The sequence below is a fragment of the Halomonas sp. AOP5-B2-8 genome (assembly GCF_052376475.1).
GTDB classification, from domain to species: Bacteria; Pseudomonadota; Gammaproteobacteria; order Pseudomonadales; family Halomonadaceae; genus Vreelandella; species Vreelandella casei.
Map to the genome: position 1 here is coordinate 204619 of NZ_JBQSVS010000007.1, position 13521 is coordinate 218139.

Sequence of the window (13521 nt, forward strand, 5' to 3'; positions counted from 1 at the left end):
CTACCATGCCCCGCTCGCGCATTTATCGCGGCACCCTTCGCCACCGCCGCTTTATGCCGAAGTCTCATACCTTTAGCTACCAGGTGTGGATGGCGTGGCTGGATCTTGATGAGCTGCCAGAACTGTTCGACAAGGTGCCGGGGTTTAGCGCCCGGCGGCCGGCACTAGCCCGCTTTCGCCGCGAAGACTATCTCGGCCCGGTAGACCGCCCGCTTAAAACGGCTGTACGCGAAGAACTCATTCGCCAGCTGGGTAGCGCGCCAAGTGGTCGAATCTGCGTATTGACCCAACTGCGCACGTTAGGCTGCATGTTTAATCCTATTTCAGTCTATTACGCCTTTGATCAGCAGGGGCGACTGGCAGCGGTGTTAAGCGAAGTGACTAACACCCCTTGGCGTGAACGGACTCGGTACGCTAGCGCCGTGGACCCTCTAAGGCACAGCCATCATGCGCATTTTGATAAAGACCTGCACGTATCGCCCTTCAATCCGATGGACATGACCTACCGTTGGAAATTTAACACCCCGGAAGACATGCTCTTTTTACATATGGAGAACTGGCAAAACGAGCAGCGCCATTTTGACGCCACGCTGTTGCTCAAGGCCGCCCCGGCTACCCGCCCGGTGCTCATTAAAACACTGCTCCGCCAGCCATGGATGAGCTTAAAAACGGTCGCAGGCATCCATTTTGAAGCGCTGCGCGTATGGTTAAAGGGTGTCCCCATTCATAACCATCCTAAGCGCAAGGAGGGCTCAAAATGACCACGCTGAATTCCACGCCACCGGACGTTCAACCGGTTAGCCAGGATCGCTTTACTCGCTGGTTAAAACCACGGCTCATGGCCCAGTTGAATACTTTTCGCGGCGGTCGCATTACGCTGATTGAAGGCGACCAGTGTCATCACCTGGGCCAGGAAGGGTCACTGCAGGTCACCGTGGTCATTCGCCACTCCAGGGCCTGGAAACGGCTGGCTTTCGGGGGCACCGTCGGCGCGGCTGAATCTTATATGGACGGCGATTGGGATGCAGACGACCTCGTCGCCCTGGTACGCCTGTTCGCTGCCAACCTTGAGCAGGTGAATGGCAAAATGGAAAACGGCAGCGCGCGCTTTGCTCGCTGGCTGCTGGGTGCTGCCTATCGCTTTCAGCGCAACAGCTTAAGCGGCTCTAAACGCAACATCGCCGCGCACTACGATATAGGTAACGATCTATTTTCGACTTTTTTAGATCGCCATCACTGGATGTATTCCAGCGCGGTGTTCCCTCATCCAGAAGCTAGCCTGGAAGAGGCCTCCACCTATAAGCTTGATCTGATGCTTGAAAAGCTCGACGTACAGCCAGAGCATCATCTGTTAGAGATCGGCACAGGCTGGGGGGGACTGGCCATTCACGCAGCAAAAACTCGCGGCTGCCGTGTCACGACAACCACTATTTCGGATGAGCAGCATGCTCACACCCAGCGCCGTATTCAGGAAGAGGGCTTGGCCGACAGAATCACTCTGCTAAAGCAGGATTATCGTGAATTAACCGGCCGCTATGACCGGCTCATTTCGGTAGAGATGATAGAGGCGGTAGGTCATCAGTATCTCGACACCTATCTAAATAAGTTGGATAGCCTCCTGACCGATGATGGCCAAGCCATGCTGCAAGCCATCACCATTCGTGATCAGCGCTTTGAAGATGCAAAGCGCGACATGGATTTTATCAAACGCTACATTTTTCCCGGTGGGTTTCTACCTTCGCACCATGCCATGCTAAGCAGCGTTATGCGCAAAACGTCGTTTAACGTGCTGGCATTAGACGAAATCGGCCCACATTATGCGCGCACGCTGCGCGAATGGCGCCATCGTTTTGAAGCCAACCTTGAGCAAGTGCGCAAGCTGGGCTATGACGAGCGTTTTATCCGCATGTGGCGCTATTATCTGTGCTATTGCGAGGGCGGCTTTATTGAACGCTCTATCGGCACCTGCCACCTCCTGCTGGCGAAACCAGCCGCCAAACCAACGCCGTTAACGGGCGCACTGTAAATGGCAGCACGCCGATGGCAAGCACTGCTGTTTAACGCCCTGCGCTTTGAGGCGGGCTGGCTGCTCTGCGTGTTAGGTGGCCCATGGGTTGCAGCGGTTGCAGGAGGCGGATTATTAACATGGCACCTGTGGCGCTTCAGGCGGCCAGGGGAATGGCAATTTATCGCCGTGTTTACGCTGCTCGGGCTGGTCATTGATGGCAGCTTACGCCTACTAGGCGGCTTTGATTTTCATAACCAAGCACTAGTGTTTGGCCTAATACCGCTTTGGCTGTGGATGCTATGGCCACTGTTTGCCACGCTGGCTTATCACTCGCTTGCCTGGCTGTGGCGCTTCCCGTGGCTGGCCGCACTGTGTGGCGCCGTCAGCGCCCCGCTGTCTTATTACGGCGGCGCACTGCTCGCGGGAGTGAGCCTAGCTCCCTGGCTTCTTCCCGTTCATGCGCTTGTATGGGCAACGCTTTGTTACGGCATTAGCCGGTATATTACTATTCGGCAAAGTAGCCTCTAATGATTACCTCGCCTTTAGCAAGCCATAATGCTCTATTTAAAGTACGAAATCGCAAACTCCTCCTATTTAATGGAATTGCCATCTCTTATTACACGCTTTCAGACGCAGCAAGGAAGTGGTAAAAATACAGGGCAGGTAGAGGATGGCGTGCATTCAGCGGTTTCGGGAAGTAGACTAGGCTTTGCCTTGCGGGCCGAGCGTTGACGCTAGACTCACGTGTTATGCTCCGGTGCTATGCCTCGGCTCTAGGTGCCGCATGCGGCCAACAACCATCTTGATACTCGGAACGATTCAGTGACCAAGCAACATTCCTTTAATCGCGAAGAACTGCTGGCCTGCTCGCGTGGCGAGCTCTTTGGCCCTGGAAATGCACAGCTTCCAGCTCCTAACATGCTGATGCTTGATCGCATCAAGCACATTCACGAAGAAGGCGGTGAGCATGGCAAGGGCGAACTGATCGCTGAGCTGGATATCGCCTCTGATTTGTGGTTTTTTGACTGCCACTTCCCTGGTGATCCTGTCATGCCTGGCTGTTTAGGCCTTGATGCCATGTGGCAACTGGTCGGTTTCTATTTGGGCTGGCTAGGCCATCCAGGTCGCGGACGCGCGCTGGGCTGTGGTGAGGTCAAGTTCAGCGGACAGATCCTGCCTGAGGCTAAAAAAGTGACCTATAGTATTAATATTAAGCGTATTATTACCCGCCGCCTCATTTTGGGTATCGCCGACGGAACGGTAACCGTCGACGGACGCGACATCTATCAGGCTAATGATCTGCGCGTTGGCCTATTCACCTCCACTGCGAATTTCTGAACAGGAGGCTCCCATGCGACGAGTGGTAGTCACCGGCCTTGGCATTGTATCTTGCCTTGGCAATGACCAACGACAGGTCCTGGACGCGCTCAAAAATGGGCGTAGCGGTATTCGTTTTAAGGAAGAGTATGCTGAGCGTGGCTTCCGTAGCCATGTAGCGGGCAGCGTCGATATTGACCTTGACGCGCTGATCGACCGTAAGCTGCGTCGATTTATGGGTGACGCCGCGGCCTACGCGTATGTTTCTATGGCGCAAGCTATCGAAGATGCGGGTCTCAGTGACGAACAGGTATCCAATGAGCGTACTGGCCTTATTGCCGGCTCTGGTGGTGCCTCAAGCGCCAACCAAGTCGAGGCAGCCGATGTGCTGCGCGAAAAAGGCCTGCGCCGCGTTGGGCCTTATCGAGTCACGCGTACAATGGGTAGCACCGTTTCTGCGTGCTTAGCGACGCCGTTCAAAATCAAAGGCGTGAATTTCTCTATCTCTTCTGCCTGTGCGACGTCTGCACACTGTATTGGCAGTGCAATGGAGCAAATTCAGCTAAACAAGCAGGACGTGGTGTTTGCCGGCGGCGGTGAAGAAGAGCACTGGACACTTTCCTGCCTCTTTGATGCCATGGGTGCTCTCTCGACCCACTACAACGACACGCCTGATAAGGCATCGCGCCCCTACGATAAAGCGCGCGATGGCTTTGTCATTGCAGGCGGCGGCGGCATGCTGGTACTGGAAGAGTTGGAGCATGCTAAAGCGCGCGGCGCCAAGATCTATGGCGAGCTGGTGGGTTACGGCGCGACCTCCGACGGCCATGATATGGTCGCCCCTTCCGGCGAAGGTGCCATGCGCTGCATGCATCAAGCGATGGCCACGGTTGACGGCACTATTGATTACATCAATACCCACGGCACGTCGACGCCGGTAGGTGATGTTGCGGAGTTAAAAGCCATACGCATGGTCTTTGGCAACACAACGCCTGCGATGAGCTCAACTAAATCGCTCACCGGCCACTCGTTAGGCGCTACTGGCGTGCAGGAAGCGATCTATTCACTGCTGATGATGCAGCACAGCTTTGTAGCGGCTTCGGCGAATATCACAGAGTTGGATGAGCAGGCTGATGGCTTTGATATTGTCACCGAACGCCGAGATGGCGTGACCATCGAGCGTGCGTTATCTAATAGCTTTGGCTTTGGCGGCACCAATGCGTGCTTGGTCTTCCAACGCTATAACGATGGACGCTAGGGCGACGACCGGCTTGATAAGTACCGCAGGGTAATATCGACGGTTGATACAATAATGGCGCCCTATGGGCGCCATTATTGGTTCAAAGCTATGTCGTTAAAAACAATGTTGTTAAAAACAATGTTGTTAAAAACAATGTTGTTAAAAACAATGTTGTTAAAAGCTATGTCGTTATCGAGAGGTAGGTCGTGGCACCTCAGAAATTTCTTGCAGCTGTGCCTCGATCCATACTTCTACTTCGGCGAGCACTTCATCGGGCATACGCCCCGCTGTTTCAATGGGCTTGCCAATGCGCACACGCAGCACGCCAGGACGCTTAACCCAATGACGCCCAGGCCAACGCTCCCCTGCGTTATGGGCAACGGGCAACACCGGCACGCCAGCACGGCATGCCACTACGCTGCCACTTTTGTTGTAACGTTTACGCTGACCGGGGTCAACCCGCGTGCCTTCCGGAAAAATAAGTACCGATAGCCCGGTGCCCAGCCGCTCAACGCCTTGAGTCAACACCTGCTTCATCGCTCGCGCTGGTTTAGAGCGATCCAAGCTAATTGGGCGCAACAGTCGTAGCCCCCAGCCAAAAATAGGCAGACGCAGTAATTCGCGTTTCAGCACGGTGCATACCGGTGGTTTCATCACCTGTAGAAACACGGTTTCCCATTCGCACTGATGATTGGCTTGAATCACACAGGGGCCGCTAGGCAGATTTTCTCGCCCTTGAATATCGTAGCTCACCCCGCACGCGATTCGAAACCACACCATTAAGAAGTAGTTATACAAATTCAGTAATCGATAGCGGCCCGACAGCGGCAAAAAGGGAGCGATCGGTAAAAAGAGTACGCCAATCATCAGCATAGCTAGAAAATAGCCAGCATAAAAGATCAGGCTGCGAACCACATTTATCAAGCCGATGCTCCTGTATCGTCAGCACGGTCATTCTCACGGGTCAAACACCATGCATCGAGCATACGCCCCGCCTCTAAACGCCAAGGTTTTTGATGAACACCGAAGACATCGAGCACTCGCCGACAGTTTAAAACGCGCCGTAGCTTAGCATCGTGATGGTGCTTCAGCGGTTGCACCTCACCCAGCACAATCTGCTCGCCACGCCCTTCAAGGTGCGTTAACAGCTGAGTGCGTATCATCGAGGTGAACGTAAAAGCGCTGACGGGCTCGGTGCCGGCAAGATGATACGCCCCCCAAGCATTCGCACCACCGATCTGTTGCTGAAGCATGCCGATTAGCGCCATCGCGACAGCATCTGCAGATGTCGGGCAAAAAATCACGTCTTCCGCCGCGCGTACCGCTTCTTGAGCGACCAAACTATCGATGATGTCATTGAGCCACGCATGGCTGCCCTCTAAAGCAAACAGCGGGCCTAGGCGCACAATCAAATGACGCTGCAGCTCGGCGCGGATACGATCCCCGGCCTGCACCAGCCGACGCAGGCTTTCGTCTCGCGGGGCAGGCACGACATGTTCGTCGATAGGAACGTCCAAACCATCTTCATAGAGCTGATCAGAGACACACCATATCAGCGCTACGTCTTGCGATATGCAGGCATCCAAACAGGCATCAACCGCATCAGCATGAGCCGTGACCTCCGCTGGCGCCATCTCCAGCGGACGTGCCAGCGGCGGAATAATCACAGCGTCAGGCGCGATTGTCTCAAGACGTGACGCCGTGATAGACATACCTTGCTCAATGACCAGCTCTGTGTCGGTGCGACGACTTACTTCCCGGGCCAATGCCAGGCTCAGGCAATGTCCGGCATCCAGTATCAGCAGCTTCAAGACAGCCTCTCCTCGTCACGCCTCATTCTAAGGTGCGCGGTTAATAGCGCTCTCAGAACGGAATCTCGTCGTCGAAGTCATCGAAGTTGCCCGGATCTGGAGCGCCATAGCTGTTGTTTTGCTGGTGAGGCTGAGGTGCTTGATTGCCCTGATGCGACGGTGCTGGCTGCGCGGGGCGAGGCGTCGACTGAGGGCTATTCTGCTGAGAATAACCGCCCCCCTGATTATGCTGGGCCGGGCTGCTCGGTGCGGCATGATTTTGAACCGGGCTATTCTGAGCCGGTGCATTCTGGGCAGGGCCGTTCTGAGCAGCGTTATTTTGAGGATAGCTATTTTGCGGCGCGCCGCCGCCCTGGAAATCACCCGTACGGCCATCCAGCATCTGCATATCGTTAGCAACGATTTCAGTTGAGTAGCGATCCTGGCCGTTCTGATCCTGCCATTTACGCGTTTGCAGGCGCCCTTCGATGTAGACTTTAGAGCCTTTTTTCAGGTACTGCTGGGCGATTTCGGCCGTCTTATTGAACATAACGACACGGTGCCATTCGGTGCGCTCTTGGCGCTGACCGCTCTGGCGATCCATCCATGTATCGCTGGTCGCCACGTTCAAATTTGCCACGGCTGTACCGCTTGGCGTGAAGCGCATCTCAGGGTCTTGCCCGAGGTTACCAATCAAAATGACCTTGTTAATACCGCGAGCCATAAGGTGCTCCTTTTATCTTTTAATAAGTGTCACGTAGGGTTAATTGCCAGCCAAGGCCAATGTCGCGGCCCTGCTTGGTTATGATTGGGGTGGCGACATTAGCCTAGTCAATGTCGCTCGATCCAGCTGCTGGCGATTCACTTTCAAATAGACCAAGCGTTCTTCCGGCACCAGCATAACGTCTTCAACACCGACCACGTCGGCTAAATGCTCCATGAGTAGGTCCAGCGTATCCGCATGCGTGTCATCTAACGCAACTATTTCACTGGATAGCGGCGGTGGCGACGGCATCCACCACATTGCCACCCACCAGCAAAGGGCCAGCCCTGCACAGCCAATAAAGACTGCATTGAGCCCTCCGAAATGGGCCAAAAGTCCCCCCAGAGTACCGCCTAAAAAAGCACCTAAAAACTGGCTGGTAGAGTAAACCCCCATCGCCGTGCCTTTCGCTCCGGCTGGCGCCAACTTACTGAGCATGGAAGGTAATGTGGCTTCCAGCAAATTGAAGCCGGTAAAGAACACAAACAGCCATACAAACAGCCAATCTCCTGCGAAGAATGGCAACCCGAGCCCTGCCAAGCTAATGACAATAGCGCCGATTGCCAGCAAACACATCAGCCGCATTTGCTGCTTTTTTTCCGCCACAACAATGAGCGGCACCATAGCTACAAACGAGAGTGCCATAATGCCTAGATAAGACAGCCCATGATACTCAATCGGAACACCGGCACCCAATAGACGGAAAGGAACCGCCACAAAGATCGCCATCAGTACCAAATGCAGTGAAAAAATCGACACGTCAAGCCGCCATAAATCGGGGCGCATAATCACGCTTTTGAACTGCTGACGATCCATGCTGACATCACGATGGCGGCGACGGCGTGGCGCGGCAGGCACCCAACGCCACAGCACTAGCAACCCCACCAGCGTCAGTAGCGCAGTAAACCAGAAAACGCCGGCTAATCCTGCCCAGGCCGCCAGCCAAGGGCCTAACACCATGGCAATCGCAAACGATACGCCAATCGATAACCCAATGATCGCCATAGCGGCCGTACGAACCTCTTCACGGGTTTGATCGGCAAGAAGCGCCATAATAGCCGCTGCAACGGCGCCCCCGCCCTGGAGGGCCCGCCCGGCGATGATGCCCACCATGGTGTCGGAAAGGGCCGCCACCATGCTGCCAAGCGCAAAAATCACCAGCCCCAGTGCAATCACCCGTTTGCGACCGATACGGTCTGAAAGTAAGCCAAACGGAATTTGCAGCGTCGCCTGAGTTAGACCATAAATACCCAGCGCCACGCCCACTAGCAGAGGTGTCGATCCTTCCAGCGTGTCGGCGTATAGCGCCAACACCGGCAGCACCATGAACAAACCCAGCATACGAGACGCATAAAGCCCGGCCAAACCGCTAATTGCACGGCGTTCAGAGCCCAGCAATAACGCGGAAACCTTGCGCATAATGCCCCTGTGTACAATGAAAAATAGCTACGTGATGGATAAACATGCGGTGAATAAGCATAACGTTTTGAGATAATCCTCCATTCTAGCGGTTTGCGCTCACGCTGGAAACGTCGCACGTTGCCGCAGGTTAATAATGCGGTTTTGCCGGGAGGGGCACGACAAACGTATAATCACGTTTTTACCGCGCGATTCGAGGTGTTGATGGACAGCATTCTGGTCAGGGGTGCCCGCACCCACAACCTCAAGCAGATCGATGTGGAACTGCCCCGTAACAAGCTCATTGTGATTACCGGCCTCTCTGGGTCGGGCAAATCGTCGTTGGCGTTCGATACGTTATATGCCGAGGGCCAACGCCGCTACGTGGAATCGCTTTCCACCTATGCGCGTCAGTTCCTGTCGATCATGGAAAAGCCCGATGTGGATCACATTGAAGGGCTTTCGCCTGCGATCTCTATTGAACAGAAGTCCACTTCCCACAACCCACGCTCAACCGTGGGCACGATTACCGAAATTTATGACTATCTGCGCCTGCTGTTTGCCCGCGCGGGAACGCCGCGCTGCCCAGAACACGGTGAAGACTTAGAAGCGCAAACTATCTCGCAGATGGTCGATCAGGTCATGAATCTCGCCGAAGGCACCAAGCTTATGCTGCTGGCGCCGGTCGTTAAAGGTCGCAAAGGTGAGCACCTTCAATTATTAGCTGAGCTGCGGGCCCAGGGGTTTGTTCGCGCACTCGTCGACGGCCAGGTGCTTGAACTCGATGACATTGCACCGCTCGATAAGCGCAAAAAGCATGATATCAGCGTGGTGGTTGATCGCTTTAAAGTGCGCGATGACCTTGCTCAACGGCTGGCGGAATCTTTCGAAACAGCGCTAAATCTAGCCGATGGGACCGCCATGATTCACTTCATGGACGGTGAGCGCGGTGATCTTGCCTTCTCCTCGCGCTTTGCCTGTCCGGTGTGCGGCTACTCGCTGGCAGAGCTTGAGCCGCGCATGTTCTCGTTCAACAATCCAGCCGGCGCCTGCCCCACCTGTGATGGCCTGGGCGTGCAGCAGTATTTCGATCCTGACAAGCTGATCAGCCATCCTGAGCTTTCCTTGGCGGAGGGCGTTATCAAAGGCTGGGATCGACGCAATATTTACTACTTCACTCAGCTCCAGGCGTTGGCTCAGCACTATCGCTTTGAGCTTGAAACCCCGTGGAAGGAGCTCGCTCGCCACGAGCAGGAAATTATCTTAAACGGCAGCGGTGATGAGCAGGTGCCGTTTGTCTACGTGGGTGATCGTGGTCGCAAAGTCACCCGCGAGCATGCTTTCGAGGGCGTTCTGCCCAATATGCAGCGCCGCTATCGGGAAACCGAGTCCAACATGGTGCGCGATGATCTGTCTAAGTATATCGCGGTGCAGCCCTGCGCTACCTGTAGTGGCTCGCGACTACGCCAAGAGTCGCGCCATGTGTACGTGGATGATCACAACATTGCCGAGATTGTGCGTTTCCCGATTGGCGAAGCATGGCGCTACTTTGCCGACCTCAGCTTACCGGGGCGCAAGGGTGAGATTGCCGATAAAATCGTTCATGAGATCCACGCTCGGCTAGAGTTTTTGGTCAATGTAGGGCTGGACTATCTCAACTTGGAGCGCAGCGCTGACACGCTTTCCGGCGGTGAAGCGCAGCGTATTCGCTTAGCCAGCCAGATTGGCGCTGGCCTCGTCGGCGTTATGTATATTCTTGATGAGCCTTCAATTGGCTTGCACCAGCGCGACAATGACCGGCTGTTGAAAACCCTTGAGCGACTGCGCGATTTGGGCAATACCGTGATTGTTGTCGAGCACGACGAAGACGCCATCCGTGCCGCTGACCACGTGCTGGACATTGGCCCAGGGGCTGGCGTCCACGGCGGTGAGATTGTCGCCCAGGGCACGCCGCAAGATGTGATGGACAACCCTAACTCGCTGACCGGTCAATATCTTTCTGGCACGCGTGAAATCGCCGTACCGCCTTGGCGCATTCCCGGCAACCCGGAAAAACAGCTGATTGTGCGTGGCGCCACTGGCAACAACTTGCAAGACGTTACGTTGACACTGCCATTAGGGCTGTTTATCGCGATTACCGGCGTCTCTGGGTCAGGCAAATCGACGTTGATCAACGGCACCTTAATGCCGATTGCGGCAAGAGAACTGAACCGTGCAACGACGCTAACCCCGGCGCCTTATCAAAAAATTGAGGGGCTCGATCAGCTGGATAAGGTTATCGATATTGACCAAAGCCCGATTGGGCGAACGCCGCGCTCCAACCCAGCGACCTATACCGGCATTTTCACACCGATTCGCGAGCTGTTCGCGGGCACCCAGGAAGCGCGCTCGCGAGGCTATAAGCCAGGGCGCTTCAGCTTTAATGTCAAGGGCGGGCGCTGTGAGGCGTGCCAGGGCGAAGGCATGATCAAGGTGGAAATGCACTTCTTGCCGGATATTTACGTGCCCTGCGACGTGTGTAAAGGCAAGCGTTATAACCGTGAAACGCTTGATATCCACTACAAAGGCAAAACGATTCACGAAGTGCTGGCCATGACAGTGGAAGATGCTTTGGCGTTCTTTAGCCCGGTGCCCGCCATTGCTCGTCGCCTACAGACGTTGCTAGATGTAGGGCTCTCCTACATTCGCCTGGGGCAAAGCGCGACGACCCTATCGGGTGGTGAAGCACAGCGGGTTAAACTCGCTCGTGAATTAGCCAAACGTGATACGGGTAAAACCCTGTATATCTTGGATGAGCCCACCACCGGCCTGCATTTTGAAGATATTCGCCAACTGCTCACGGTGCTCCACCGCCTGCGCGACCATGGCAACACCATCGTGGTCATTGAGCATAATTTGGACGTGATCAAAACTGCTGACTGGATTGTTGATCTAGGTCCCGAGGGTGGCTCAGGTGGCGGTCAGATTATTGCAGAAGGCACGCCTGAACAGATCGCCAAGCTTGAGGTCTCGCATACTGGCCACTTCTTAGCACCATTGCTGGCACGCGGTAATCGCGCGACTAAACGCTGACCGCCAGAGAAGGCGGCTAAATTTAGTTGCACAGGGTAACAAGGGAGCCCCTCCTGGCGACAAGAGGGGTATAGTGGCCATGCATTTTTGGTAGCCATATTTTTGTAGTATTGAGCAAAAACAGGAGAGAGAAATACTTGCTCTCTCTTAAAGGGACACGTTATGGGCCATGAAAAAAGCTGTATTATCAGTCATTTTAGCCACTATTGCTCGCTAACCGATGAGGAGAAACAGCTGCTCATCAACCTCGAGGAAAGCCCTACTGAGATTAAGTCAGGCACGCTACTTTGGGAGGTGGGCGATACCGCCAATGAGTTCTGCACGTTGAAAAGCGGCTGGGCCTATTCTTATCGTCACCTTGAAAACGGCGATCGACAAATTCTTGAAGTATTTTTGCCTGGCGATATTATTGGGCTAAGCGAGTTTGCATTCTCGCAACGGCTTGAGAGTGTGCGCATGATTGAGGATGGCGTTATTTGCCATTTCCCGCATAAGCGCATGCTGGAAATATTTCGTCAGTCGCTGCCACTCACATCCGTTATGTTTGCCATTAGTAGCCGCCAGCAGGCACTGCTAACCGAACGGTTGATCACCCTCGCTAGACGCAGCGCTCGTCAGAAAATGGCCCATTTTCTTTACGAGATGTTTCTGCGGCTGCGCCAAACTAACCCGGATATTAGCAACCAGTTTCGCCTACCGCTTTCACAAGAGCAGTTGGCCGATGTGCTTGGCCTCAGCCCGGTACACGTTAGCCGCACCTTCACCGCGCTCAGTGATGATGGGCTGGTCTTTCGCGATCGCCATCATTTAACGATTCCGGACTTACAAGCACTCAGCGACGAAGGTGAGTTTGACAACTGCTATCTCAACGACAACGTCCGTCCCCTATTAGGGGACGCTGTATAATGTCTGCGATTCACCCTCTGCGCTCTTGCTCGATAACGCTTGCTACTATGACGGCCATCACATGGATGGCCGCTACGCCCTTGGCAAACGCGGTGACGTTTAATACCGATGACATGCAAAGCCATGAAGATTGGCAGTCAATGACACTCTCGCTGGATGGTGAACAGCACTATCGTGCGGTTGAAGCCTCTAGCTACTCGGACGCGACGCTGAGCCTAAACGCGACGGCTGGCATATGCGATCTACCGTGGCTAGAAATGCGCGTCACGCTTGATCAGCAGCAGGATGAGAGCCGCACGGTGAACTTAGTACCCTCTCGGCTACGCATCGATGAGCAGCCGGTGATAGATACCATGGCCGAGTTTATTACCGAACGCGGCGACGATGGATTTTACGCACATTTTTACTTAAGCGACTTCACGACGTTAATGGCCGATATGCGTCAGGGTGAGCAGCTGTTTCTTGGCTTTGATCAAGAAGACCGAGAGCCTTGGTACATGACCTTTAGCTTGAAAGGAGCCGACACCGCCATTAATCATATGCTTGGCCAGTGTGAAGGTGCGGGTGATTCTAAATAATCGCGGCAGAGCGTTGTACTCAATTAACGCCCCTGACTGATCACGCCATTCTCTCGACAAGCTCTGCACATGACGTTTCAATGGAAGCCTTGATCTAGCGGACATTCAAAGGCCTCTCATGTTTAGCTTGCTGCCTCATCACTATACGGCGCTGCTACCGTGCCAGCAAAGCCGCACACAATATGCTGTTCAAAACCGCCGCCATAGAACTTAAGCGGCTTAACAAACAGACGGTCGTACTTTGCCTGCATCCAGGCACCACCGATACCGCCCTCTCTAAACCCTTTCAGGCAAGAGTGCCTAGCGAAAAGCTTTTTAGTCCCGCATTTGTAGCCGAACAGCTGCTCGCGGTGATTTCACAGAGGACTCCCGATGACAGCGGAAGTTTTTGGGATTGGAATGGTAAGCCTATTGAATGGTAATGCAAAAAAAAATCCCCCGGGGCATGT

The 13521-nt window shown here is 54.4% G+C and carries 12 protein-coding genes and 1 pseudogene; 9 read left to right on the forward strand and 4 right to left on the reverse strand.

Going from position 1 to position 13521, the window contains the following annotated elements:
- The first annotated feature begins 5 nt into the window (after positions 1-5).
- The 5 genes from ACT3RP_RS16970 (at position 6) to fabB (ending at position 4583) form a co-directional block, all read left to right on the forward strand.
- On the forward strand, positions 6-761 hold the full coding sequence (locus ACT3RP_RS16970; protein WP_483394201.1) for a DUF1365 domain-containing protein: 756 nt from the start codon (positions 6-8) through the stop codon (positions 759-761).
- Complete coding sequence (locus ACT3RP_RS16975) at positions 758-2026, forward strand: class I SAM-dependent methyltransferase (RefSeq protein WP_483394202.1); 1269 nt, start codon at positions 758-760, stop codon at positions 2024-2026. The genes ACT3RP_RS16970 and ACT3RP_RS16975 overlap by 4 nt, the downstream gene beginning before the upstream one ends.
- Positions 2027-2536 (forward strand): DUF2878 domain-containing protein, encoded by a 510-nt coding sequence (locus ACT3RP_RS16980; RefSeq protein ID WP_444672405.1) that lies wholly within the window; start codon positions 2027-2029, stop codon positions 2534-2536. It begins immediately after the preceding gene.
- A 294-nt stretch (positions 2537-2830) separates the two neighbouring features.
- Positions 2831-3346: a 3-hydroxyacyl-[acyl-carrier-protein] dehydratase FabA gene (fabA, locus tag ACT3RP_RS16985; RefSeq protein ID WP_096276597.1), complete on the forward strand. Its 516-nt coding sequence runs from the start codon at positions 2831-2833 to the stop codon at positions 3344-3346.
- A 13-nt stretch (positions 3347-3359) separates the two neighbouring features.
- Positions 3360-4583: a beta-ketoacyl-ACP synthase I gene (fabB, locus tag ACT3RP_RS16990; RefSeq protein ID WP_441685826.1), complete on the forward strand. Its 1224-nt coding sequence runs from the start codon at positions 3360-3362 to the stop codon at positions 4581-4583.
- 171 nt (positions 4584-4754) lie between these two features.
- On the opposite strand, the gene ACT3RP_RS16995 is transcribed toward fabB, so the two are convergent.
- The 4 genes from ACT3RP_RS16995 to ACT3RP_RS17010 all read right to left on the reverse strand — a co-directional run bounded on the left by ACT3RP_RS16995 (position 4755) and on the right by ACT3RP_RS17010 (position 8537).
- Positions 4755-5489 carry a lysophospholipid acyltransferase family protein gene (locus tag ACT3RP_RS16995; RefSeq protein ID WP_096276601.1) on the reverse strand — a complete coding sequence of 245 codons (735 nt, stop codon included), beginning with the start codon at positions 5487-5489 and terminating at the stop codon, positions 4755-4757.
- Positions 5486-6376: a sugar nucleotide-binding protein gene (locus ACT3RP_RS17000; protein ID WP_483394203.1), complete on the reverse strand. Its 891-nt coding sequence runs from the start codon at positions 6374-6376 to the stop codon at positions 5486-5488. Before ACT3RP_RS17000 ends, ACT3RP_RS16995 begins: the two co-directional genes overlap by 4 nt.
- A gap of 52 nt (positions 6377-6428) precedes the next feature.
- Complete coding sequence (gene ssb / locus ACT3RP_RS17005; RefSeq protein ID WP_483394204.1) at positions 6429-7079, reverse strand: single-stranded DNA-binding protein; 651 nt, start codon at positions 7077-7079, stop codon at positions 6429-6431.
- A 78-nt stretch (positions 7080-7157) separates the two neighbouring features.
- Positions 7158-8537, reverse strand: coding sequence for an MFS transporter (locus tag ACT3RP_RS17010; protein ID WP_483394205.1), 1380 nt, complete (start codon positions 8535-8537; stop codon positions 7158-7160).
- A gap of 204 nt (positions 8538-8741) precedes the next feature.
- On the opposite strand from ACT3RP_RS17010, the gene uvrA reads away from it, so the two are divergent.
- The 4 genes and pseudogenes from uvrA to ACT3RP_RS17030 form a co-directional block, all read left to right on the forward strand.
- Positions 8742-11588, forward strand: a complete 2847-nt coding sequence (gene uvrA, locus ACT3RP_RS17015) for an excinuclease ABC subunit UvrA (protein ID WP_096276609.1) — start codon at positions 8742-8744, stop codon at positions 11586-11588.
- Positions 11589-11750: 162 nt separating this feature from the next.
- Complete coding sequence (locus tag ACT3RP_RS17020) at positions 11751-12494, forward strand: Crp/Fnr family transcriptional regulator (RefSeq protein WP_096276611.1); 744 nt, start codon at positions 11751-11753, stop codon at positions 12492-12494.
- Positions 12494-13072 carry a hypothetical protein gene (locus ACT3RP_RS17025; protein WP_483394206.1) on the forward strand — a complete coding sequence of 193 codons (579 nt, stop codon included), beginning with the start codon at positions 12494-12496 and terminating at the stop codon, positions 13070-13072. Before ACT3RP_RS17020 ends, ACT3RP_RS17025 begins: the two co-directional genes overlap by 1 nt.
- A gap of 155 nt (positions 13073-13227) precedes the next feature.
- Positions 13228-13494, forward strand: a pseudogene (locus tag ACT3RP_RS17030) (SDR family NAD(P)-dependent oxidoreductase); the annotation flags it as partial.
- Positions 13495-13521 lie beyond the last annotated feature (27 nt).